Source organism: Streptomyces sp. NPDC031479, from assembly GCF_055581065.1.
On sequence record NZ_JBVIKC010000017.1, the window covers coordinates 48221 to 71289 of the forward strand.

At 73.4% G+C, this 23069-nt stretch carries 23 protein-coding genes; 10 read left to right on the forward strand and 13 right to left on the reverse strand.

Annotated elements, in window-relative coordinates; all coding sequences use genetic code 11:
- Positions 1–59 precede the first annotated feature (59 nt).
- On the forward strand, positions 60–452 hold the full coding sequence (gene melC1, locus ACZ5D2_RS20425) for an apotyrosinase chaperone MelC1 (protein ID WP_371675253.1): 393 nt from the start codon (positions 60–62) through the stop codon (positions 450–452).
- Entirely contained in the window at positions 449–1294 is an 846-nt protein-coding gene (gene melC2 / locus ACZ5D2_RS20430) for a tyrosinase MelC2 (protein ID WP_468930897.1), read from the forward strand. Before melC1 ends, melC2 begins: the two co-directional genes overlap by 4 nt.
- Here the strand turns inward: melC2 and ACZ5D2_RS20435 are convergent.
- On the reverse strand, positions 1249–1953 hold the full coding sequence (locus ACZ5D2_RS20435; RefSeq protein WP_371675255.1) for a response regulator: 705 nt from the start codon (positions 1951–1953) through the stop codon (positions 1249–1251). The genes melC2 and ACZ5D2_RS20435 overlap by 46 nt on opposite strands.
- Entirely contained in the window at positions 1950–3746 is a 1797-nt protein-coding gene (locus ACZ5D2_RS20440) for a sensor histidine kinase (protein ID WP_371675256.1), read from the reverse strand. Before ACZ5D2_RS20440 ends, ACZ5D2_RS20435 begins: the two co-directional genes overlap by 4 nt.
- Before the next feature lie 104 nt (positions 3747–3850).
- Between ACZ5D2_RS20440 and ACZ5D2_RS20445 the strand changes: the two genes are divergently transcribed.
- Positions 3851–5254, forward strand: coding sequence for a cation:dicarboxylate symporter family transporter (locus tag ACZ5D2_RS20445; protein WP_371675257.1), 1404 nt, complete (start codon positions 3851–3853; stop codon positions 5252–5254).
- A gap of 292 nt (positions 5255–5546) precedes the next feature.
- Entirely contained in the window at positions 5547–7316 is a 1770-nt protein-coding gene (locus ACZ5D2_RS20450) for a S8 family peptidase (protein ID WP_371675258.1), read from the forward strand.
- On the opposite strand, the gene ACZ5D2_RS20455 is transcribed toward ACZ5D2_RS20450, so the two are convergent.
- The 4 genes from ACZ5D2_RS20455 to ACZ5D2_RS20470 all read right to left on the reverse strand — a co-directional run bounded on the left by ACZ5D2_RS20455 (position 7313) and on the right by ACZ5D2_RS20470 (position 11777).
- Entirely contained in the window at positions 7313–8752 is a 1440-nt protein-coding gene (locus tag ACZ5D2_RS20455) for an alpha/beta hydrolase family protein (protein WP_371675259.1), read from the reverse strand. The genes ACZ5D2_RS20450 and ACZ5D2_RS20455 overlap by 4 nt on opposite strands.
- Before the next feature lie 83 nt (positions 8753–8835).
- Complete coding sequence (locus tag ACZ5D2_RS20460) at positions 8836–9504, reverse strand: (2Fe-2S)-binding protein (RefSeq protein WP_371675260.1); 669 nt, start codon at positions 9502–9504, stop codon at positions 8836–8838.
- Positions 9505–9585: 81 nt separating this feature from the next.
- Positions 9586–10839, reverse strand: a complete 1254-nt coding sequence (locus ACZ5D2_RS20465; RefSeq protein ID WP_371675261.1) for an MFS transporter — start codon at positions 10837–10839, stop codon at positions 9586–9588.
- Between the two features lie 131 nt (positions 10840–10970).
- A complete protein-coding gene (locus ACZ5D2_RS20470; protein WP_371675262.1) occupies positions 10971–11777 on the reverse strand; it encodes an alpha/beta fold hydrolase in 807 nt (268 codons plus the stop codon).
- 140 nt (positions 11778–11917) lie between these two features.
- On the opposite strand from ACZ5D2_RS20470, the gene ACZ5D2_RS20475 reads away from it, so the two are divergent.
- On the forward strand, positions 11918–12604 hold the full coding sequence (locus tag ACZ5D2_RS20475; RefSeq protein WP_266847093.1) for a GNAT family N-acetyltransferase: 687 nt from the start codon (positions 11918–11920) through the stop codon (positions 12602–12604).
- Positions 12605–12638: 34 nt separating this feature from the next.
- Here ACZ5D2_RS20475 and ACZ5D2_RS20480 read toward each other — a convergent pair whose 3' ends face one another.
- The 3 genes from ACZ5D2_RS20480 to ACZ5D2_RS20490 all read right to left on the reverse strand — a co-directional run bounded on the left by ACZ5D2_RS20480 (position 12639) and on the right by ACZ5D2_RS20490 (position 15903).
- Positions 12639–13667 carry a TolB family protein gene (locus ACZ5D2_RS20480; RefSeq protein WP_371681080.1) on the reverse strand — a complete coding sequence of 343 codons (1029 nt, stop codon included), beginning with the start codon at positions 13665–13667 and terminating at the stop codon, positions 12639–12641.
- 89 nt (positions 13668–13756) lie between these two features.
- Entirely contained in the window at positions 13757–15019 is a 1263-nt protein-coding gene (locus ACZ5D2_RS20485; RefSeq protein ID WP_371675263.1) for an MFS transporter, read from the reverse strand.
- Between the two features lie 2 nt (positions 15020–15021).
- Positions 15022–15903 carry an alkaline phosphatase family protein gene (locus ACZ5D2_RS20490; RefSeq protein ID WP_371675264.1) on the reverse strand — a complete coding sequence of 294 codons (882 nt, stop codon included), beginning with the start codon at positions 15901–15903 and terminating at the stop codon, positions 15022–15024.
- Between the two features lie 264 nt (positions 15904–16167).
- Here ACZ5D2_RS20490 and ACZ5D2_RS20495 point away from each other — a divergent pair, with 264 nt between their 5' ends.
- Complete coding sequence (locus ACZ5D2_RS20495; RefSeq protein WP_371675265.1) at positions 16168–17586, forward strand: alpha/beta hydrolase-fold protein; 1419 nt, start codon at positions 16168–16170, stop codon at positions 17584–17586.
- Here ACZ5D2_RS20495 and ACZ5D2_RS20500 read toward each other — a convergent pair.
- Positions 17564–19018, reverse strand: coding sequence for a carboxylesterase/lipase family protein (locus tag ACZ5D2_RS20500; protein ID WP_371675266.1), 1455 nt, complete (start codon positions 19016–19018; stop codon positions 17564–17566). The genes ACZ5D2_RS20495 and ACZ5D2_RS20500 overlap by 23 nt on opposite strands.
- 103 nt (positions 19019–19121) lie before the next feature.
- Here ACZ5D2_RS20500 and ACZ5D2_RS20505 point away from each other — a divergent pair, with 103 nt between their 5' ends.
- Entirely contained in the window at positions 19122–19457 is a 336-nt protein-coding gene (locus tag ACZ5D2_RS20505) for a hypothetical protein (RefSeq protein ID WP_371675267.1), read from the forward strand.
- Between the two features lie 95 nt (positions 19458–19552).
- On the forward strand, positions 19553–19840 hold the full coding sequence (locus ACZ5D2_RS20510; protein WP_356222206.1) for a chaplin: 288 nt from the start codon (positions 19553–19555) through the stop codon (positions 19838–19840).
- A 112-nt stretch (positions 19841–19952) separates the two neighbouring features.
- Here ACZ5D2_RS20510 and ACZ5D2_RS20515 read toward each other — a convergent pair whose 3' ends face one another.
- From ACZ5D2_RS20515 to ACZ5D2_RS20525, 3 genes are read right to left on the reverse strand one after another with little or no spacing between them, the layout of a single operon-like run.
- On the reverse strand, positions 19953–20816 hold the full coding sequence (locus ACZ5D2_RS20515; RefSeq protein ID WP_371675268.1) for a tyrosinase family protein: 864 nt from the start codon (positions 20814–20816) through the stop codon (positions 19953–19955).
- Positions 20817–20841: 25 nt separating this feature from the next.
- Positions 20842–21225, reverse strand: coding sequence for a tyrosinase family oxidase copper chaperone (locus ACZ5D2_RS20520; protein ID WP_468930912.1), 384 nt, complete (start codon positions 21223–21225; stop codon positions 20842–20844).
- Between the two features lie 59 nt (positions 21226–21284).
- Complete coding sequence (locus tag ACZ5D2_RS20525) at positions 21285–21827, reverse strand: GNAT family N-acetyltransferase (RefSeq protein WP_371675270.1); 543 nt, start codon at positions 21825–21827, stop codon at positions 21285–21287.
- 164 nt (positions 21828–21991) lie between these two features.
- Here ACZ5D2_RS20525 and ACZ5D2_RS20530 point away from each other — a divergent pair, with 164 nt between their 5' ends.
- Together ACZ5D2_RS20530 and ACZ5D2_RS20535 are read left to right on the forward strand one after the other, a co-directional pair.
- The gene (locus ACZ5D2_RS20530; RefSeq protein ID WP_371675271.1) at positions 21992–22195 is read left to right on the forward strand and encodes a hypothetical protein; all 204 of its coding nucleotides are present in this window, start codon (positions 21992–21994) and stop codon (positions 22193–22195) included.
- A gap of 11 nt (positions 22196–22206) precedes the next feature.
- Complete coding sequence (locus tag ACZ5D2_RS20535) at positions 22207–23019, forward strand: hypothetical protein (RefSeq protein WP_371675272.1); 813 nt, start codon at positions 22207–22209, stop codon at positions 23017–23019.
- The last annotated feature ends 50 nt before the right edge of the window (positions 23020–23069 follow it).

The window sequence follows — 23069 nt, forward strand, 5'->3', positions numbered from 1 at the left end:
TATGCACTGATGTCCGGATAGCGGCCAACTGCCGCCATGGCCCTGATAGTTCTTCGGCCATGAACAAGATCACCCGTCGGCAGGCCTTGGGCACCACTGCCGGCGCACTCACCGTCCTCGGCATCGCGGGCGCCACCGCGCACGCCGCCGCCACCGACTCCCGTGCGGCCACCACCCCGGCCGGCACCGTCGACGAGGTGTACCAGGGCCGCCGGATCCAGATAGCCCCCGGCTCGGGGGGCGGCCACCACGGCGGCCACCACTCCCCCGGTCTGCCGACCGTGAAGATAGACGGCCGCGAACTGCACGTGATGCAGAACGCGGACGGCACCTGGATCAGCGTCGTCAACCACTACGAGACCTTCGCCGACCCGGCCTCGCTGGCCCGTGCCGCGGTGCGCGAGCTCCAGGGCTCTCAGCTCGCCCCGATGCAGATGGGGGGCATGGCATGACCGTCCGCAAGAACCAGGCCGCGCTCACGCCCGAGGAGAAGCGCGCCTTCACCAACGCGCTGCTCGAACTGAAGCGGACGGGCCGCTACGACCGGTTCGTCACCACCCACAACGGCTTCATCATGAGCGACACCGACTCGGGCGACCGCGTCGGCCACCGCTCCCCCTCCTTCCTCCCCTGGCACCGCCGCTTTCTCCTGGAGTTCGAAGCGGCTCTTCAGGCGGTGGACGCGAGCGTGTCGATCCCGTACTGGGACTGGACCGCCGACCGCACCCGCTCCTCCCTCTGGGCCGCCGACTTCCTCGGGGGCACCGGCCGGGCCCGCGACGGACAGGTGATGGACGGACCCTTCGCGTACGCGACGGGCAAGTGGGAGGTGGCCGTACGGGTCGACGGGCGCAACTACCTGCGCCGCGCGCTCGGCGAGGGCGTCGCCCAGCTGCCGACCAAGGCCGAGGTGGACGCCGTCCTGGCGATGCCGGTCTACGACATGGCGCCCTGGAACAGCTCCTCCAACGGCTTCCGCAACAACCTGGAGGGCTGGCGCGGCGCCAACCTGCACAACCGGGTGCACGTGTGGGTCGGCGGCCAGATGGCCACCGGGGTCTCGCCCAACGACCCGGTGTTCTGGATGCACCACGCCTTCATCGACAAGCTGTGGGCCGACTGGCAGGCGAAGCACCCGCAGTCCCCCTACCTGCCGGCCGCCGGCACCGCCAACGTGGTCGACCTGCGCGACACCATGCGGCCGTGGAACGACGTGACCCCGGCCGACATGCTGGACCACCGCAAGTTCTACACGTTCGACACGGAGCCGGCCGCCGCCGCCAGCCAGCGGTAGTGCAGTTCGGGGCGGCCGACCTGACCGTACCGGGGGGTGCGGTCCGCCCGGCCGGTGTCCACCAGGTGCTCCAGGTACCGGCGGGCGGTGATCCGCGAGATCCCGGCCGCCTCGGCCGCCCCCGCGGCGGTGAGCCCCTCGGGCGCCGCCCGCAGCAGCGCCGCGACCCGGTCCAGGGTCGGGGCGCTGAGCCCTTTGGGCAGTTCCGCCGGACCCGGTGCGCGCAGTGCGGCGAGCGCCCGGTCGACGTCGTCCTGACCGGCCGCCTCGCCCGCCGAGGCCCGGAACTCGGCGTAGCGCAGCAGGCGTTCGCGCAGCGTCGGGAAGGCGAAGGGCTTCAGTACGTACTGCACCACGCCCAGCGAGACGCTCTCGCGGACCACCGCCAGGTCCCGGGCCGAGGTCACCGCGATCACGTCGACGGGATGCCCGGCGGCCCGCAGGCCGCGCGCGAAGCGCAGCCCGTGGCCGTCGGGCAGCGTGAGGTCGAGGAGCAGCAGGTCGACCCGGGTCCGCTCCAGCACCCGGGTGGCCTCGGCGAGGGAGTGGACGGCCGCCACGGCCGTGAAACCGGGCACCCGGCCGACGTAGAGCGCGTGCGCGGCGGCGGCGACGGGATCGTCCTCGACCACCAGCACCCGCACCTCGGGCGCGCTCACGACGCACCCCCCGCGCGGCGCTGACGGGGGATGCGGGGCCGCGGGTCCGGGCCTTCCGCGGCCGGGTCCCCGGCCTCCCCGGGCCCAGCCTCGCGCGCCCGCGGCATCCGGTCCCGCGGCGGCCCCTCCGTCCCCGCCGCCCCCGGTCCGCCCTGCGCTTCCGCCGCCCCGCCCGGCCCGGCACCGCCGGGGCGCAGCGGCAGGCTGACGGTGAACTCCGCGCCCCCGACCGGCCCGGAGACCGCGTCGACGGCTCCGCCGTGCCGGTGGGCCACCTGGCGGACCAGCGCCAGTCCCAGGCCCCGCCCCTCCCCCTTGCCGGACCAGCCGCGCCGGAACACGTCCACCCCCTCGGGCAGTCCGGGGCCGTTGTCGGCGACCCGCAGCAGCAGGCCGTCCGCGTCCCGGCGCACGGTGACGGCGATCCGCGCTCCGGGCACCCCCGTGAGGGCGTCGACGGCGTTGTCGATCAGGTTGCCCAGCAGGGTGACGAGGTCGCGCGCGGGCGGGAGCCCGGGGAGCGCGTCCATCCCCTCGACGGCCCCGCTCGCACCGCTGTCCGGGGTGACGACCAGCTCTATGCCCCGCTCGTGCGCCTGCGCGGCCTTGCCGAGCAGCAGGGCGACCAGCACCGGCTCGCCGACGGCGGTGACGACCTCGTCGGTCAGGGCCTGGGCCAGCTCCAGTTCCGCGGTGGCGAACTCCACCGCCTCCTCGCTGCGGCCCAGTTCGATGAGGGAGACCACGGTGTGGAGCCGGTTGGCCGCCTCGTGGGCCTGGGAGCGCAGCGCCTGGGTGAAACCCCTTTCCTGGTCCAGCTCCCCGGTCAGCGACTGGAGTTCGGTGTGGTCGCGCAGGGTGACCACGGTGCCGCGGCGTCCCCCGCCGGCCACCGGTGAGCTGTTGACCACCAGCACCCGGTCGGCGGTGAGGTGGACCTCGTCGACCCGCGGCCGGTCGGCGAGGAGCGCCCCGGTGAGCGGGGCGGGGAGGCCGAGGTCGGCGACGCCGACGCCGGTGATCTCCCCGCGCAGGCCGAGGAGTTCGCGGCCGGCGTCGTTGACGAGGGTGATCCTGCGGTGGCCGTCGAGCATCAGCAGCCCCTCCCGGACCCCGTGCAGGGCCGCCTGGTGGTAGTCGTACATCCGGCTCAGCTCGGCGGCGTTCATCCCGTGCGTGTGGCGGCGCAGCCGCGCGTTGACCACGTACGTGCCCACGCCGCCCAGGGCCAGCGCCCCGGCCGCCACCCAGGCGAGGGCGGAGAGCTGCTCCGCCAGCCGGTCGCTGACGGCGCGCACGGTGATCCCCGCGCTGACCAGGCCGACGATCCGGCCGTCCTCGCCGGCGAGGGGGGTGACCACGCGGATGGAGGGGCCGAGCGTGCCGGTGTAGGTCTCGCTGAAGGTCTCGCCGCGCAGGGCGGGGGCGGTGTTGCCGAGGAAGCGTTCGCCGATGCGGCGCGGGTCGGGGTGGGTCCAGCGCCGTCCGTCCGGGGCCATGATCGTCACGAAGTCCACGCCCGAGTCGGCGCGCACCCGCTCGGCGTAGGGCTGGAGGGCCGCCGAGGGGCCGGCCCCGCTCCGGCCGGTCCGGACGGCCTCGCGCACCGACGGGGAGTCGGCGACGGACCGCGCCACGGCCCCGGCCTGGCGCCGGGCGGCGTCCTCGGCCTGGCCCCGGGCGGTCGCGTACGCGAAGACCGCGCACCCGGCGACGACGACGGCGACCAGCAGCACCTGCATGGCGAAGAGCTGGCCGGCGAGGCTGCGGGGCGGTCGGGGAAAGCGGAACATGGCGCTCAGTGTGCACCCGGCCGTGAACTCAATGAACGCAAGGGTGACCGGGGTCACAAGGTGGGCGATGGTCTCCCGGAACACATTCACCACCAGGAGGCGACGTGGCCGCCAGGCGCGACAAGACCCACTATCTCTACATCGCGGTGATCGCCGCGGTGCTGCTCGGCATCACCGTGGGCTTCGCCGCTCCCGGCGTGGCCGTCGAGCTCAAGCCGTTGGGCACCGGCTTCGTCAACCTCATCAAGATGATGATCTCACCCGTGATCTTCTGCACCATCGTTCTGGGGATCGGCTCGGTCCGCAAGGCGGCCAAGGTGGGCGCGGTCGGCGGACTCGCCCTCGGCTACTTCATGGTCATGTCGACGGTGGCCCTCGCGATCGGGCTGGTCGTGGGGAACCTCCTGGAGCCCGGCAGCGGGCTGCACCTGACCGAGGCGGCCCGGCACGCCGGGGAGGCCCAGGCCAAGGCGGGCGGCGCCGAGAGCACGCCCGAGTTCCTGCTGGGGATCATCCCGACGACGCTGGTGTCCGCCTTCACCGGGGGCGAGGTGCTCCAGACACTGCTGGTGGCACTGCTGTGCGGGTTCGCGCTCCAGGCCATGGGCGCGGCGGGCGAACCGGTGCTGCGCGGGATCGGACACGTGCAGAAGATGGTGTTCCGGGTGCTCGCGATGATCATGTGGGCGGCACCGGTGGGTGCCTTCGGGGCGATGGCGGCGGTGGTCGGAGCGACCGGCATCGACGCGCTGAAGTCCCTGGCCGTGATCATGATCGGCTTCTACACCACCTGCCTGCTCTTCGTCTTCGTCGTGCTCGGCACCCTGTTGCGGGTGTGTACGGGCGTCAGCGTCTTCGCCCTCCTGCGGTACCTGGGGCGGGAGTTCCTGCTGATCCTGTCGACCTCCTCCTCGGAGTCGGCGCTGCCGCGGCTCATCGCGAAGATGGAACACCTCGGCGTCTCCCGGCCGGTGACCGGCATCACCGTGCCGACCGGCTACTCCTTCAACCTGGACGGGACGGCGATCTACCTGACGATGTCCTCCCTGTTCGTGGCGGAGGCCATGGGCAAGCCGCTGGCGCTCGGCGAGCAGATCTCGCTGCTGCTCTTCATGATCGTGGCCTCCAAGGGCGCCGCGGGCGTCACCGGGGCGGGTCTGGCCACGCTGGCCGGCGGGCTCCAGTCACACCGGCCCGAACTGGTCGACGGCGTCGGCCTGATCGTGGGCATCGACCGCTTCATGAGCGAGGCCAGGGCGCTGACCAACTTCGCGGGCAACGCCGTCGCCACCGTGCTGATCGGAACGTGGACGAAGGAGTTCGACCGGGAGCGGGCCACCGAGGTCCTCGCGGGCCGGCTGCCCTTCGACGAGGCCACGCTGATCGACGACGGACACGGAGCCCGCCCCGACGAGGCGCCCGTCGCGGTGCCCGCACCCTCGACGGACTCCTCCGCCACCCCCTCCGCCGGCCCGTCGGCCGGGGCCAAGGACGGTGTGCCGGCCTGACCGGCGCACCCGCGGGATCCGGCCGGGCAGGGCTCGCCCCCACGGTGCCCAGCCCGGCCGGTGTCCCCTGCTCCGGGGGGGGCGATAGGGCGACGAACCCCCGCCAAGCACCATTTTCGGCCAACCGGCCGGTAAGTCCGCTGCGCTAAAAGGTACTTCCCTCCGGGGTGGCCCGTCTGACATCTTGCGTCCACCACTCGTTTCGTACGGCCCGGCAGGTGCCAACAGCACCGCTGTGCCATCGGAGGACGCATTGATACCCCACATATCCAGCCGACCCCGACGTAGCCTGGTGATGGCGGCCGCCCTCGGCGCCGCCCTCGCCTTCGGAGCCCCCGCCGCGATCGCCGGCACCGCTCCCGTCAACCCGAACGGCTCCGCCCCGGCTTCCGCTCCGGCGGCCGCCCCCAAGGCTGCGGCCCCGGCTTCCCAGAGTGCGACCTGGGCCGCCGGCACCCGTGCCTACCTCGTGATCAGCGCCCCCGGCGACAGCACGGCGATCCGCTCGGCCGTCACCGCCAACGGCGGCACGGTCTTCTCGTCCTTCGACGCGATCGGCGTGATCGTCGCCCACTCCGCCTCCGCCACCTTCGCCTCCACCATGCGCGGCGTCAGCGGGGTGCAGCAGGTGGGCGCCACCCGTACCTCGGACGTCCCCGCCGACGCCTACAACCCGGCGCTGCCCGCCAACCCGGCGCAGGCCTCCACCGCGGCCGGCGAGCCGGTCCGCGCGGACATGAGCCAGATCAAGGCCGACCAGGCCTGGGCCGTCACCACCGGCTCCCCGTCGGTCAAGGTCGGCATCCTGGACACCGGTGTCGACGACCAGCACCAGGACCTGGCCCCGAACTTCAACGCGGCCGACTCGGTCTCCTGCGCCTACGGCAAGCCCGACACCCGTACCGGCGCCTGGCGTGACGTGGACACCCACGGCACCCACGTGGCGGGTACCATCGCCGCCGCCAAGAACGGCAAGGGCGTCGTCGGCGTGGCCCCGGGCGTGAAGATCTCCGCGGTCCGCGTCGCCGAGCCGGGCAACTCGTTCTTCTTCGCCGAGAACACCATCTGCGGCTTCGTGTGGGCCGGTGACCACGGCTTCAAGGTCACCAACAACAGCTACTACACGGACCCGTGGCAGTTCAACTGCCCGGACAACATCGACCAGGCGGCCATCATCGAGGGCGTCAAGCGCGCCCAGGAGTACGCCGAGAGCAAGGGCTCGCTCCAGATCGCGGCGGCGGGCAACGAGAACTACGACCTCGCGCACAAGACGACCGACACCGCGAGCCCGAACGACTCGACCCCGGTCACCCGCACCATCACCAACGCCTGCATGGACATCCCGACCGAACTCCCGGGCGTGGTCACCGTCGCGGCGAACGGCACGGGCGTCACCAAGGCCTCGTTCTCCAACTTCGGCCAGGGCGTCATCGACGTCGCGGCCCCCGGCCAGGACGTCTACTCCACGCTGCCGGGCGGCAAGTACGGCACCAAGAGCGGCACCTCGATGGCCACCCCGCACGTGGTGGGCGTCGCGGCGCTGATCGCAAGCGCCAACCCGGGCATCACCCCGGCGCAGATCCGCGACAAGCTGGCCACCCAGGCCAACGACATCGCCTGCCCCGCCGACGGCCGCTGCACCGGTACGACCGCGAACAACTCCTTCTTCGGCGAGGGCCAGGTCGACGCCCTGAAGGCGGTCGGCGCCACCCCGCCCGCGGGCAAGTACTTCGAGAACACCGCGGACTTCGCCATCGGTGACAACACCACCGTGGAGAGCCCGATCACCGTCTCCGGAGTGACCGGCAACGCGCCGACCACCCTCAAGGTCGGCGTGAACATCGTGCACACCTACATCGGTGACCTGAAGGTCGACCTGGTCGCCCCCGACGGCTCCGTCTACACGGTCCACAACCGTGCGGGCGGCGGCACCGACAACATCAACCAGGTCTTCACCGTCAACGCCTCCTCCGAGGTCGCGAACGGCACCTGGAAGCTGCGGGTGAACGACAACGCCGGCGGCGACACCGGCAGGATCGACTCCTGGAACCTCACCTTCTAGGAGCGGTCCGGGCGGAGCGTCCCGTCCAGCCAGTCGAAGACGACGTCGCAGTGCTGCTGCGGGGCCATCGGGGAACAGTGCAACTGTGCCCCGGTGGCCTGCGTCATCTTCACGTACTCGCGCCGCGAGCGCAGCAGGTCGTACATCTGCCGCGGCTGGCCCGGGTAGAACTGCTCGAAGTCGTAGTCCAGGACGAGCGTCGGCGCCTTGATCTTCGGGACCAGCCGGGTGACGTCGAGGCCGATGGCCACCTGCGCGGGCGTCCAGAGGTCCGTGAGCACCTTGCCCGCGCGCGCCTGGCGCAGCGCCTGCCGGTCGAAGATCTCGAACCGCTTCTTGACGGTGAACGCGAGCTGCGGGGGCAGCTCGGGGACCACGTCCTCGTTCCAGACCCGGTTGGTCTCCGCCTTGTCGGGCGTGACGATGTCGCGCAGCTCCTTGTCGAAGCCCAGCCAGGGGCTGAGGCAGCCCGGCTGGCAGACCACGGCGGCCAGGCGCTGCTCGAAGGCCGCGGCGCGGGCGACCAGGTTGCCGCCCATGCTCAGGCCCGTGAGGGCGATCCGGGCGGCGTCCACGTCCTTGCGGGCCGCCAGCCAGTCGACGAGCGGGGTGACCACCTTCTCCCAGCGGGTGGTGAAGGGGATCTCCTCGACGAAGAGCAGCTGTCCCTGGCCGGGGCCGTCGTAGACCAGGGCGTTCCAGCCCCGGTCGAGGGCGGCGGAGACCCCGTAGGTCCACATGTCCACGTTCTGCCCGTCGCTGCCGTTGGTGAGGATCACGGTGGGGCGCGGCCGGGCGGGGCCCTCGGGACGGAAGAACCAGACCGGCAGGTGCGTACCCCCGTACGGGACCTCCGCCCGGACGGCGGCCGGCGAGCACAGCCGGGTGAATGCGTCCCAGGCGGCGCGTCCGGCGAGGTAGACCGCCTTCTCGTCGGCGGGTGAGGTGGTGCCCAGTACGTAGAAGAGGGCCTGGGCGTAGTACTGCGCGGCGCGCAGCGAGCGGAAGCGGCGGGTCTGCTGGGGGACCTCCCCGCCGTGGCGCCCCGCGGCGGGGGGCGCCGCGAGCCGGTCGCCCCAGGCGCGGAAGGTGTCGGTGTAGCTCTGCTCGGACAGGCCGGCGGCGTTGACCGCGTTGACGGCGGTCAGCACCTCGCCGACCTCGGACGCGCGCATCCCGGCGGCGCCGAGGGCGAGGAGCCCGGCGAAGTCGAAGCCCGGGTCGGCGAAGAGCTTCATGGCCCCGGGCGTGGGATCGGCGGCGGCCGCGGACGGGGAGGGCGCGGTGGGCCCGGTGGGCCCGGCGGCCCCGGTGGGCCCGGTGGGCCCGGCATGGGCCGTGCCCGACAGGGCGAGGGAGCCGGCTCCCGCGGCGAGACCGGTGAGCGCGGCGCGGCGGGACACTCCGCCCGGATTCGTCGGTGTGGGGGCGTTCATGCAGCGGACGCTAGGCGATGCTCCGGCGGGCCGCCCGGCGGCCGGGCCCCCGGCTGCTCCGAACGGCCCCCGGCAACGGGCGGCTACCTGGTCCGCAGCACGCAGTCCCCGCAGAGGCCACCGCCGGGCACCCGGTAGTACAGGCAGCAGCTGCGCCGTACGAAGGCCACCCCGAGCCCCTCCTCGTGGAGGAAGGTGCCGGTGCCGGCCAGGGGCCCGCCGTCGGCGAGCAGGGCACCGGCCAGCTCGACGGCCGGTTCCGCCGGGACCCGGTCGAGCAGCACGCGCAGCGCGCCGACGAGCCCGGAGGCGGCGTTGCCGCGCAGCACCTTCGCCGAGACCCCGTACCGCTCGCGCAGCGCGGCGTCGAGCACGGCCAGGTTCCCGAGCACGCTCTCGCCGAGGGCCGCGGACGGCCGGGCGGCCGGCTCGGGGAGCCACAGTTCGAGCGAGCCCGCCGCGGGCAGGCGCCACCACAGGCGGGCGGGGTCCAGGTCGGGTACCCGGCCGCCCAGCGCGGCGCAGCCCAGGCCCAGCGACCACAGCCGCGAGGCGATCCCGAACTGCGCGGTCGAGGCCGCCACCCGGCCCGGACCGCTGCCGATCCGCCGTCCGACCTCGGCCACGTAGGGCGCGAGGTGCTCCCCGTACAGCTCGGCGAGCGGCCGGAAGCCGGGGCCCGGCGGTCGCTCGCCGTGCGCGACGGTGAAGAAGGGGCCCACGGCGGCCAGTCGCCGCAGTACGTCGTCCATGGACGGATGATCGCAGCCGACGGCCCCGGTCCCCGCGGCCGGGTCGGCCGTGGGGACCGGGCACGGGGGTTCCGGGGCGTCCTACGCGGCCACTCCCCCGGCCGGCACGCCCCCGTCCGGCACGTCCTCGGCCCGCGCGGCCGACCGGGCCCGGCGCACCGCGGGGCCCATCGCGTAGGAGGCGGCCAGCAGCAGGGCGCCGAGCAGCAGCCAGCCGGGGATCCCCCAGAGCAGGAGCAGCGAGGTCAGCAGCAGCGGCCCCAGGGTGCGGGCCACCGGCACCCCGGTGCCGAAGAAGCCCTGGTACTGGCCCATGTGCTCGGCGGGAGCCAGCGAGAAGCCGATCTGCCAGGACCCGGCCGACTGCCGCATCTCGCCGTCGGCCTGCAGCGCGGCGCCCGCCACGAGCAGTGCCGCGGCGGCCCATCCGGCCCCCGGCAGCGCCGAGGCGGCGAACACGGCGCACGACAGGGCCATCACCAGCCCGGAGACCCGCAGCGCCCGCGTGGCGCTGTCGAGGTCGGTCACGGGCCGGGCCGCCCGCACCTGGAACAGCATCACGGCCACGGTGTTGAGCACGAACAGCGCCGACACCAGCCAGCCGGGAGCCTGGGTCCGCTCCACGATCCACAGCGGTATGGCCAGGCTGAGCAGCGGCATCCGCAGCAGCAGCACGGCGTTGAGCAGGGTGACCAGCGCGTACGGCCGGTCGCGCAGCACCGCCAGCCGGGGCGCCCCCGCCGCCCGGTCCGGTACGGGCGGCACGGCGGGCAGGGTCGCCAGCAGGGCAGCGCAGCCGAGGAAGCTCAGCGCGTCCAGGGCGAAGACCACGAGGTAGGCCCGCTCGGTGCCGGCGCCGAGCGCCAGTCCGCCCAGTGCCGCCCCGAGGGCCAGTCCGGCGTTGAGGGTGGACTGGAGGTGGGCCAGCACCCCCGTCCGCTCCCCCGGGGCGACGAGCCCCGCGAGCAGCGCCTGCCGGGCGGCCGCGAGACCGCACTGGGAGACGGCGTAGAGGACCACGGCGCACAGGAAGGCCCCGTAGGACCGGATGAACAGGAAGGAGGCCACGGACGCGGCGGTGGCCAGGGCCAGGAACACCGAGGTGCCGCGCGGGCCCCGTCGGTCGGCGAGAGCGCCCAGCGGGACCCCGGCGACCGAGCCGACCGCCCAGGCGAGGGTCAGGCCCAGGCCGATCTGGGCGGGTGAGAGGCCCACCACGCGGGTGAAGTAGAGGGCCGAGCACACGTAGTAGGCGCCGTCGCCGACCGAGTTGCTCAACTGGGCGGCGGCCAGGCGGCGCGGGGCGCCGGGGGCGGGCAGGAAGCGTATCGTCACCGGTCCATTGGATCAGCGGAATGGCCCATTCAGGTGGTCCAATAGGGGGTGGGTCCGATGGGCCACCCCGATGGGCCGTCCGATACCGCCGCCGCCCCCTGCCGGCCCCCGGCCCGGCAGGGGGCGGCCGGTCACAGGGCGGCGAGGAACTCCAGCAGCGCCCGGTTGAACTCCTCGGGCCGCTCGACCCCCGGCAGGTGGCCCGCCCCCTCGATCACGGTGAGCCGGGCGTGCGGGGCGAGGGCGCACATGCCCTCGGCGTCCGCGACCGGGGTGTACACGTCGTCGGCGCCGACCAGCACCAGGCAGGGCACGGTCGCGGGCAGCGCCGCGAGCACGGGCCGGTAGTCGGGCCGCTCCGCCCGTCCGCGCAGGGCCGCGGCCGCCCCCCTGGGGTCGGTGGCGCGCATCATCGCGCTCACCCGGGCGGCGGCCCCGGGCTGCGCGATGAGGTTGTAGGGGGCCAGCATCTTGTCCATGACCTCATCCGCGTACGGGGCCATGCCCTCCTCCAGGAGCCGCTCGGCGAGCTCCCTGCGGAACTTCACCCCCTCCGGCGTCTCCGGCGCCGGGGAGGTGTCGCTGAGCACGAGCGCCCGTACCAGACCCGGGTGGCGCAACCTGACCTCCAGAGCGATCTGCCCGCCCATGGACACTCCGCCGACGACCGCCTGTTCGATTCCCAGATCCGCCAGCAGCGCGGCCGCGTCATCGGCGAAGCGGGCCAGCGTCGTCTTCTCCTCCAGAGCCGGACTCTCCCCGTATCCTCGCAGGTCAGGGGCGATGACTCGGTATCCCGCAGCCGTCAGGGCAGTCGCCTGCGGCACCCACATCGAGCGGTTGAACGGGTGTCCGTGGAGAAGGATCACGGGCTCTCCGTCGCGCGGACCAAAGTCATCGAAAAACGATGTCGCGCCATTGCCAAATTGGGGGTTCATGAGAGGACTTTAAGGGGCTACATTGAGCCACTCGCGTTCACCTGACAGCCCGTTGCCTTTCACCCGCGTTTTGCGCGGGGGGTGACGTCAGGAGCGCAGACTGTGCAACCACCCCACCGCCCAGAAGGACCGAAGGCTCCGTGCCCGTACCCGTACTCCTCGTCGGCCGCTCCGTGCGGCTTGAGCCCCTCGCCCCCCACCACACCGAGGCCCTGGCCGTGGCCGGGGCCGAGGATCGTACGACTTACGCCTTCACTCCCGTGCCGCACGGGTTGCAGGCGTCCCACGAGTACATCGACCGCGCCCTCTCAGATCAGGCAGCGGGTCGATCGCTTGCGTTCGCCGTGGTCAGAGCCACTGACGGGCGGGTCGTCGGTTCGACCCGGTTCCTGGAACTCGACTACTGGCAGGGCCCGCTGGTGTGGCCCGCGGTGCCGGGGGTCCCCTTCGGTGATCCGGCGACCGCGATCCCCGACGCCGCCGAGATCGGCAACACCTGGCTGTCGCCGGGTGCCCAGGGCACGGGGATCAACACCGAGGCCAAGCTGCTCATGCTCCGCCACGCCTTCGAGACCTGGGGCGTACGCCGCATCTCCCTGCGCGCGGACGCCCGCAACGGGCGCTCGCGGGCGGCGATGGAACGTCTCGGCTTCACCTGCGAAGGGGTCCGCCGGGCCCATTCGCGGGGGCTGGACGGCGCGGTGCGCAGTACGGCCTTCTACTCCGTCCTCGACGAGGAGTGGCCCACCGTCCGCGCCCTCATCGAGCTGCGGATGTCGGGCGCCCAGCCCCGCAAGCGCCGGCGCAAGACGCTGATCCCGGCGTAACGGTCCTGCGACGCTCCCGGCCTTCCTCCGCGGCTCAGCCGAGGAAGGCCGGGGCGAGGGCCGAGGGCATCAGCCGGGCGGGGGCTCCGCTGCCGTCGGCCGGCAGGGTGTACAGGTCGGCGCCGAAGTCGCCGGGCAGGGAGTAGACGACGGTCCGGTCGTCGCTCCACACCACCTGGTCGTCCACGCTGCGCTCCTCGGCGAGCGGGGTCTCCTTCATCGAGGCCAGGTCGAGGAGGTAGAGGCGCCACGGGGCGTCGGCCGGCAGGCCGGGCACCCGCTTCTTGAACACCAGCCGGGTCCCGTCCGGGGACAGCGAGGGGCATTCGAGGTTCTCCCTCAGGGTGGTCACCGTGCGCGCGGCCAGGTCGCCCCGGACCAGGTAGGTGTGCCCGCCGGTGGCCAGCGTCGCGTAGAAGGTCTTCTCGTCGGCGGCGAAGGTGACCCCCCAGAAGTTCACGTCGGCGTTGCGGTAGGTCTCGCCGTCCTTGCGGATCGTGAAGTCCTCCAGGGAGGCGTCGTACTTCCCGGTGCGCAGGTCCAGCAGCGAGGTGCGGGTGGAGAAATCGGTACCCGCGTACGAGTCCCCGCCCACGAACACGGTCCAGGCGACGAGGTGGCCGCCGGGCGAGACCCGGGCGCGGGTGGGGATGCCGGCCAGGGGGCGGTCGGTGATCTCCTTGAGGCGCGAGTCGAGCACCACGGCCCGGTAGCTCTCCTGCACGGCGCCCGCTTCCGCCCGGAGGCAGATCCCGGTGCCCCCGGCGGAGTGGAAGCGCAGGCACTTCACCCCGGAGGCGGTGCGCGGGCCCTCGGGCGCGTCCGCCGGGACAGTGGCGAGCTCGTCGCGGAAGGGACCCCAGGCCATGTTGCGGAAGACGAGTCGCCGCCCGCCGCCCTCGGGGGCAAGGGTCACCTCGCCGTGGGAGACGGCCGGGCCGCCGGCCCGTGCGTGGTTCTTCTCGTCGGCCCGCGACGAGGCGCGGACGAAGGCGAGCACCCCCACGGCCGCGAGCAGGACGACCGCGCTCACCAGGATCAGCATCCGGCGCCGCGGGGTCATCGGGGACGGGCTCGCCGGGGACGGGGCCTCGGGGGACGTGGTCGTGGGGGGCGTGGCGGTCATCGGGGCCTTTCGGGGAAGCGGCGGGGTCAGGCGTCGGCGGGGCGGAGCCGGACGCAGCAGGCGACGGCCGCGGCGAGCAGCACGGCCGCCACGGCGAGTGCGGGGCGGGGCCCCCACAGGGTCCAGGCGGCGCCGAAACCGAGGGAGGCGGCGAACCGGGCGAGGGCCTGGCCGGTCTGGACGAGGGCCAGCCCGCCGCCGCGGTGCTCCTCGGGGACGGCTCCGGCGGCCTCGGCCATGAGCACGCCGTCGGTGGCCGCGTAGAAGCCGCCGTGCAGCAGGAGCACCGCGTACGGCAGGGCCGGGTGCCCGCCGCCGGCCAGGAGCAGTCCGTAGACGAGCAGCAGCGCGAGGTGACCGCCGAGGAAAACGCGGCGGCGGCCGACGCGGTCGGCGAGCCGGCCGAGCGGCAGGGCCAGCAGGAAGAAGGCGGCCGCGGTGCCGAGCGGGAGCAGGGCGAACCAGCGGTCGGCGATTCCGGTGGCGCGCTGGAGCAGCAGGAAGACGAAGGCGTCGCTGACGGTGCACAGGCCCAGCAGCAGGGCGCCGAGGCTGATCCGGCGCAGGTCGCGGCGGCGCAGCAGGCCGAGGGAGGCCCGCAGGGAGACGGGTTCGGCGTCGGGGGCGGGCACGGCGCGGCGGCCCGGCACGAAGAGCACCAGCACCAGGACGCCCAGGGCCGCGACGCAGGCGCTGACGGTGAAGACGGCGTCGTAGCCGCCGGCGGCGCCCCGCAGGATGAGGAAGGCGAGGATCGGCCCGATCAGCGCGCCGGCGGTGTCCATGGCCCGGTGCACGCCGAAGGCCCGGCCGCGGTCCTCGGGGGTGGCGGCCAGCGAGATCAGGGCGTCGCGCGGGGCGGTGCGCAGGCCCTTGCCGGTGCGGTCGAGGGCGAGCACGGCGCCGATCGCGGGCAGGGTGTGCGCGAGGAGCAGGAGCGGCTTGCCCAGGGCGGAGAGGCCGTAGCCGATCCCGGCGAGTGCCTTGTGGCGGCCGAAGCGGTCGCCGAGGTGGCCTCCGGTGAGCCGGACCAGGGCGCTGACGCCGTTGTAGACGCCGTCGAGCAGGCCGAAGCCGAGCGGGGAGAGCCCGAGTCCGGCGACGAGGTAGAGCGGGAGCACGGCCGTGACCATCTCCGAGGAGACGTCGGTGATCAGGCTGACCGTGCCGAGGGCGAGCACCGTGGGGGCGAGGGCGGCGCGCCGCCCCGGGCGGGTGCCCGGGGCGGCGGCCTGCGACTCGGGGAGCACGGCGGGCGCGTTGTTCGCGCGCGAGTCCGCGACGTACATGGTCAGGAGGTCCAGATCCCCGTGATGTCGGTGGCGGTGGCGGCGTTCCCGGCGTGGGTGGTGAGCCCGGCCAGGTCCTCCAGCGTCCGCAGCATGTCGTAGTGGTTGTAGGTGGTGCTCGACGTGGAGCCGGGGGTGACGGGCTGGCCGTAGAGCACGGTCGGGATCTTGTTCCCGGCGAGCCGGTTGTCCTCGTCGAAGGTGACGACCAGGAGGCTGTTGTGGGTCTTGGCCCAGTCGGCGTAGGCCTTGAGGTTGTTCTTGAGCCAGGTGTCGCCGGTGCCGACGGAGCAGTCGTGCATGTCGTTGCAGAGGTTCGGGACGACGAAGGACACCTTGGGCAGGGTGGTGTAGTCCGTGGGGAACTGCGTCATCGTCTTCGCCGTGCTGGTGGGCACGTTGGAGAAGGCGAACCAGGGGTTGTGCTTGCGGGCGTAGTTGCCGCTGGAGCAGGTGGTGGAGCCCTGGCTGGGGAGGGTCTCGTTGTAGCTGGCCCAGCTCTTGCCGGCGGCGATCAGCTCGGAGGCCAGGTTGGGCGCGGAGCTGAAGCCGGGCGTGTAGCAGCTGTCGCCCGTGACGCCCTGGTTGGAGCCCGAGAAGAGCTGGAGGTAGTTGGGCTGGCTCGGGTGGGTGATGCCGAAGGAGTTGGTGAGGTTCGCTCCGCCCGTCTTCAGGGAGTTGATGTACGGGGCACTGGAGCTGCCGATCACCTGGTTGTAGGCGTGGTTCTCGAACACCACCACGACGACGTGGTCGGGGGCGGGCAGGGCCGCGGCGTGGGCGGGCTGTGCGGCTCCGATGCCCGCCCAGAGCGCGGTACCGGCGGCGGTGACGGCGAAGGCGGTGGCCAGGGCGGCCTTGCGACGGGACCATGAAATGCTCATGCCAAACACGGGGACGTACCTCCGGGCGTGAGGGGGTCTGGGGGCGGCGGCGCGGACGCACCATACCCAGGGCCGTGTGCATGGGCCAGGGACGGTGGACCAACAGCACGGGAACAGCGCGGGCCCACCAGGCGACGGGTAACGGCCTCCCCCGGGAAAACCCAAGAGAAGTAAAAATAGGGAACCCGGACGGACTATCGTTCATCATTCGAACGGAAGCAGTCCACCCCCAAACGGGGCAGCAACAGCCGGAGACCACCGCAGATGTCGCACGATTCCGACGGGCAGTACCAGCCGCCGTACCGGCCGGACGGGCAGTACCCGCAGCAGCCCCCGTACGGTCAGCAACAGGGCCGACAGCAGGGCCAGCCGCAGTACGCGCCCCAGGGCCGGTCCCAGCCTCCCTACGGCCAGCCCCCGCAGGGCCGCCCCCCGCAGGGTCAGCAGCCCTACGGCCGGCCCGGCTACGGGCAGCCGCAGCAGGGCGGGGGACCCTACGGCCAGAACGGCTACGGGCAGGACCAGGGGTACGAGGCCCCCACCATGCAGCAGCCCCGCTACGAGCAGCCGCCGTACCAGCAGCAGCACCAGCACGACCAGTACGAGCCCCCCTACGGGGAGGAACCCCCGCGCCGGAAGTCCAAGGCGAAGAAGTGGATCATCGCCGGAGTCTCGGTCCTGGCCCTCGCGGGCATCGCCGCGGGCACCATGAGCTACTTCGAGATACCGCCGTTCACCGACAAGGGCGAGGCCGTTTCCTTCGGCAAGCCCGCGGGCGACAAGGGTGGGGAGGCCAAGCAGGCGCCGAACTCGAAGGCGCTGATGCCGACGAACCCGACGGCCCAGTTCAAGAACGCGTCGACCCTGTCGGACGGCACCCACGTGGCGGTCACCGAGCTCGACGGCAAGAAGTCCGGCTTCAAGGGGAAGGTGTGGATCTGGGCTCCGAAGGAGTACAACGACCCCAAGTTCGCCAAGAGCGGCTTCCCGGTCATGATCGCCCTGCCCGGCGGCGCCGGCTACCCGATGAACTACTGGATGGGTACCGACCTCAAGCTTCAGTCCAGCATCAGCCAGTGGTACTCCGAGGGGAAGAGCAAGCCCTTCATCCTGGCGATGCCGGTGCTCAACCCGCAGCCGGACGAACCCAAGGCCATCTACTGGGACGGTTCCGACATTCCGGAGCAGCCCAAGATGGGCACCTGGCTGACCGAGGACGTCCCGAACCTGGTGAAGGAGAACTTCCGCACCGTCAAGTCGCGTGACGGCTGGGCCTACATGGGCTCGTCCACCGGCGGCTTCGCCAGCCTCAAGGCCGTGCTGAAGTACCCGGAGAAGTTCAAGGCCGCGATCTGCTCCGGACCGGACATCGTCCCGGACTCCCCCCTGTGGGTGGGCCACGACAAGGAGAAGGCCGAGAACAATCCGGAGCTCCTCGCCAAGCAGCTCATCGACAAGAAGGGCCCGGACGTCTACCTGGCCTTCCAGGTCGGCGACAACGAGAGCAACAAGAAGACGCTCCCGGACGTGCAGAAGTTCGTCGCGACCTACACCAAGGGACCGATCCACACCAGCCTGAGGGTGATCCCGGGCGGCCAGCACAACGCCAAGACCTACGTGCCGAACATGGGTCTGGGGCCGATCGAGTTCATCAGCAAGGTCATGGAAGGACCAGTGGAGTAGCAGCCTCCGCACGCACTGCCTCCGGCTCCGGCCCGCCGAACACCTTCGGCGGGCCGTTGCCGTTCCAGGGCTCCCAGCCGGGGTCCCCGGTGGTGGCGTAGCGGACCCAGGCCCCGTGCATCTCGTCGGCGAGGGCCTGCGGCGCGTCCGGCCCGGCCAGCCAGGCGGACTCCGGCAGGCCGAGGGTGTCGAAGACGAAACCCAGCTCCAGCGCGTGGCAGGCCCCCAGCCCGGGTACCCCGCTGTGCCAGCCGAACTCGTACAGATGGCTCGGGGCCGCCCGCCGGGCCCCGGCGATCCGGCGCAGGGGGTCGCGCAGCAGCCGGTCGGTGACCAGGTGCCCGGCCAGGTCGGCCGGGGAGGCTTGCGGCAGCACGGCGCGCAGGGCCCGTACGGCGGCCCGGTCCTTGCCGCCGCGCAGCCGGCCGTACGCCACGGCCAGCGGGCCGAGCCGGTCCAGCAGGCGCATCCCGCCGGTGGGCGCCAGCCACAGCCGGTGCTCCTGGGCGGTCCAGCCCATCAGCAGCGGCACGTCCGAGGCCGCGGCGGCCTCCAGCGGGTCGGCGGGGAGCGTGTCCGGGTCCGTGACCAGCCCGAAGGCCGGACCGCCCAGCACCGGGGAGGAGCGGCGCATCGCCGCCGCCTGGGCGGAGAGCAGCGCGGGCAGGCCCACCGCCCCGAAGGCCCGGGCGGTGGCCGGCACCCCGAGCCGGGCGGCCATCCGCCGCACCATCGTGCGGACCTGGTCGCGCGGCAGCGCCTCGGGGGCTCCGCTCTGCAGGACGGCCCGCGCGAACAGGCCCTCGGCGCGTGGGGCCGCGAGCAGGGCGCCCACGCTGATCGCCCCGGCGGACTCGCCGAAGACGGTGACGCGGCCGGGGTCGCCGCCGAAGGCCGCGATGTTGTCCCGGACCCATTCGAGGGCGGCGATCTGGTCGAGGAGGCCGCGGTTGGCGGGGGCGTCGGGGAAGAGCCCGTACCCGAGTACGCCGAGGCGGAAGTTGACCGAGACGAGCACGACCCCGTCGCGGGCGAAGGCGGAGCCGTCGTAGACGGGGACGGCGGAGGAGCCCCGGGTGTGGGCGCCGCCGTGCAGCCACACCATGACGGGCAGCCGGGCCGCGGGCGCCGGGTCGGGGGTCCACACGTTGACGGTGAGGCAGTCCTCACCGGAGATCTCCGGGTCGGACAGCAGGGCGGCGAAGGCCTCGGGGTAGGGCACCTTGGGGGCGGTGGGGCCGAACGCCCCCGCGTCGCGTACGCCGTCCCAGGCCGCCGGGGGTCCGGGGGCCGCGAAGGCGCGCGGGCCGACGGGCGGGGCCGCGTAGGGGACACCCCGGAAGACGGCGGTCCCGCCGGGGCCCCAGCGGCCCTCCACCGTGCCGTGTGCGGTACCGGCCCGGGGCCGTCCGCCGCCGCTCGCTGTGCTCATCCGTGCTCTCCTCGGTCCTCGCCCGCGCTCCGGGCACGGTCGCACAGGCGTGCCGGGGGTGACAAGGCGTGACCCGGGCCGGGGGCGTCCGGGTTGGACCGGCATGCGAACCGTTCGGAACCCCCGCGCACCACGCGTCCTGTCCGCCCTGCTGCTGGCCGCGGCCGGCCTCTCGGGGGCCGTCGGCCCCGCCCTGGCCGCCGGGCCCGACTTCCAGTACGTCGGCCAGGACGACCGGGTCCACGCCGTGGCCTCCCCGAAGGGCTGCGTCGAGGCGGAGGGCGGCGGCACCCGGGCCGTCACCAACCGGACCCGGGCCACCGCGACCCTCTACCGCGAACCGCGCTGCGCGGGGCCGGCCGTGGCGGTCCTGCGGCCCGGAACGGTGACCCAGGTGCGGCAGTACTTCGCCTCCGTCCGGTTCTCGGTCACCGGGTAGGCCCACGGACCGTGACCACTCGGCGCTCGCCGCGTTGTATGCCATGTCAAACGCCGCAACCACTGCGGCGCCCCACATCTCACGAGGAGATCTTGATGTCGCGTATCGCGAAGGCGTTCGTCATCACCGCTGCTGCCGGTAGCGCCCTGGCCGCCGGTGCGGGTCTGGCGGCTGCCGATGCCGGAGCGCACGGTGCGGCGGTCGGCTCCCCCGGTGTCCTGTCGGGCAACCTCGTCCAGGTTCCGGTCCACGTCCCGGTCAACGTCTGCGGCAACACCGTGAACGTGATCGGCCTGCTGAACCCGGCCTTCGGCAACACCTGCATCAACGCGTCGGGCGGCGAGCACGGCGACCACCACACCCAGGGCGGCTACGGCGGCTGACCACCGGCCCGACCTGACGAGAAGGGCCCCCGCCGGACGGCGGGGGCCCTTCCCCGTGCCCTCGGCCCCCGGCCCCCGGCCCGCACGGGAGACCGGGCCCGGGGCGGGGAGCTCACGCGTAGCGGTAGACGCCCTGGTGTCCGTACATCTCGCGCGGGCTCACGCCCCACGGCGGCATCGGCTCGTCGAGGGCGATCACCCGGCCCCGCTGGAGGTCACCCGGGGCGAGGGGGGCGGCCGGCAGGTAGCCGGAGTCGGGATGCTGCTGCTGCCAGCGGTCCCAGAGCAGGTCCACGAAGGCGTGGTGGAGCCAGAAGGCGGGGTCGTTGGGGGCCGTGCCGCCCGTCATGTGACCGCCGATCCACTGGTGGACCTTGTTGTGGTTGCGCCAGCGCTCGCTCTTGGGCGCGGCCCAGCCCTCCAGTTTGTTGCGGAAACCGCCGCCGGCGGCGGTGGAGTCCCAGGGCGAGCTGTCGTAGAGGGGGTCGTCGAGCGCCCACTGGAGTTCGGCCGGGGTGGGCAGGGAGATCGGGTTGCCCGGACGGCCGAGGTTGCGGGTGAGGAACCGGGCCTCGGTGATCCCGACGGTGATCGTCCAGTTGCCGTGTTCGTAGGCGAAGGGGCCGGTCATCACCTGCCGGTCGCCCTCACGGCCGGTGCCGCCGAGGAAGTCGTCGGCCCACAGGGAGGAGACGGGGCTGGTGTCGGTGGTCCAGTCCCAGTACGGGATGGACACCCCCGGGTCGAGGGCCCTCAGCTCCTTCTCGAACTCCAGCAGGTAGCGCCGGTGCCAGGGGAAGAAGGACGGGGACATGTGCCCGACGCGCAGTTTGCGGTCCCGGTCGGGCACGAAGTACCGGTCGTGGGTCCGCACGAACGCGTCGTACGTGCCGTTGCGCTTGAGCTCCAGCACGGCTGCCGTGAACCGCTTCTTCTGGGCGCCGGTCAGGTCCTTCTGGTTCTGCCGCGTGTACAAGGCGGGGCTCCTCCCGGGATGTCCGTCAGCCGTGGTGCGGGGCCGCGAGGGCCAGCTGGGTGGTGCCGAGTTCGTCGACGGCGGCCCGGGCCAGCTCCAGCGGGGTCGCGAAGGACTCGAAGTGGTTGACCCCGCTCAGGTAACTGCCGTCGGCACGCCGCATGACGTGCAGGGGGCGGCCGTCGATGCGCACCCCGGCCCCCGCGAGGTCGACGCTGATGTGGCGGCCGCGGTACGTCTCCTCGGTGAGCGGCGCCGGGGTGAGGGTCTGGCGCGGGCGCCGGGCCCCGAGGACGGGGGCCAGGGCCGCGGCCGTGCCGGCGAGCACGGCCGCGGTGAAGGCCGTACGCAGGACCGTGCGGCGGCTCGGTCGGGCTGCTGCTGCTGCTGCTGCTGCTGCTGCGTACATACGGTCTCCCTCGCTCGGCGTTCCGCGCTACGGGGTCTAACGCGGCGTGGCGGGCGAGGTCACCTCCGCTCGGCGGCCCGCTCGGGGTGCTTGTAGTAGAGGGTCGTGGGGCACAGCCGCCCGGCCGGGTCGGTGGCGTAGTCGGGGATGGTGCCGGCCTCGGTCCAGCCGGCCGCGCGGTAGACCCGTTCCGCCGGGCTGCCGGTCTCCGTGTCGAGGAACAGCAGGACGATCCCGGCCACGGCGGCCTGGTGCTCGGCCTCGGCGAGCAGGGCACGGGCGGTGCCGCGGCCCCGGGCGGACGGGTGGACCATCAGCTTGCGCAGTTCGGCGCGGTGGCGGCCGTTCGGCTTGGTCTCCCGGTGCCAGCCGACGGTGCCGTCGAGCCGGCCGTCGGGGGCCCGGGAGATCCAGAGGGCGAGGGTGCCCTCCTCGACGGTGGGCAGCAGGGAGTCCCACCAGGCGGCGGCCTCCTCGTGGCCGAGGCCGGTGAGGAAGCCGAGGGAGGCTCCGTCCGCGACGACGTCGCGCAGGAGGGCGGCGAGTTCGTCGCGGTGGGCGCGCAGTGCGGGCGCGGTGAGGCGGGTGAGGGTGGCCGTCATGGGCCGAGGATAGGAACCGTCCCGTGGCACGGCGCGGGCGGGGCCGCTGGATGCCGCTGGAACGAACCGGGGGCCCGGGCATCCGGATCACCAAGTCACGCGCTGTGTAAGCTGATTACTGAAGATCATTTCTTCTTCCGCACGAGACTTCTGGGGGACCACGCATGAATCCGACCACCCGTAACGCCGCCGTCGTCGCGGCCGCCGTCGCCGCTCTCACCGGAGCGGCCACCGCCGGGTCCGCGAGCCCGGCCGCCCCGGCCGACCGGGACGGCATCAGCGTCGTCGCGCACATGGCGATGCCGTCCGCGCCCGCCGCCCAGGCCGAGGACACCCTGGCCATGGTCCGGCACGGGTACCTGTCGTAGCAGCCGCCCGCATGAGCGATCCACTGGCCGCTCCGGCGACCGGTCCGACCGTGGTGGAGAGGCTGGTCGAGCTCTCCACCCGGTTGCAGGCCATGTGGGAGGCCACGCCGACGGTGATGCTCCCGGGCTGGGGGCACCCGTTCCGGTCCCTCGCCGAGCTGCTCCCCGAGCGGGACCTGCTGCTCGCCGACCGGAACCCGCAGATGGTGCCGCTGCTGTGGTACCCGGCGCTGCGCGCGCCCGGACCCGCCGGCCCGGTGGTCGAGGTCTTCGACCACCTGCCGGGCGACCGGCCCGCGTCCCCGCTGATGCTGCGCCGCCAGGACCTCGCGGGTCTCTACAGCTGGGCGGTGTGCACCACCTCGGCCGTGGAGTGGATCGCGGCCGTCACCGGCGGCGCGCCCCTGGTGGAGGTGGGCGCCGGATCCGGCTACTGGGCACGGCAGTTGTCCCTCGCCGGGGTCGGCGTCGTGGCCACCGACCTGCATCCCGTCGAGGGGAACGGCTTCACCCACGGCTTCCGTTACGCCGAGGTCCACACGCTCGCGGCGGCCGACGCCGTGCGCCGCCACCCCGGGCACACGCTGCTCCTGGTGTGGCCCCCTCCGGCGGACCCGATGGCCGCACGGGCCCTGCGCGCCTACCGCGGGGAGCTGTTCCTCTACGTCGGCGAGGGCCCCGGCGGGATGTGCGCCGACGCCGCCTTCTTCGCGGAGCTGCGCCGCCACTGGACCGTCGAGGCCGTCTGCCGGCCGACGGTCCGCTGGCTGGGCCACGCGGACCGCGTCACGCTCTACCGCAGGCGCCGTCCGGCGCGGTCCTGACGCCGCGGCCGGCGGTGCCGGTCGGCCGGGGCCGCCGGTCCGCCGGTCCG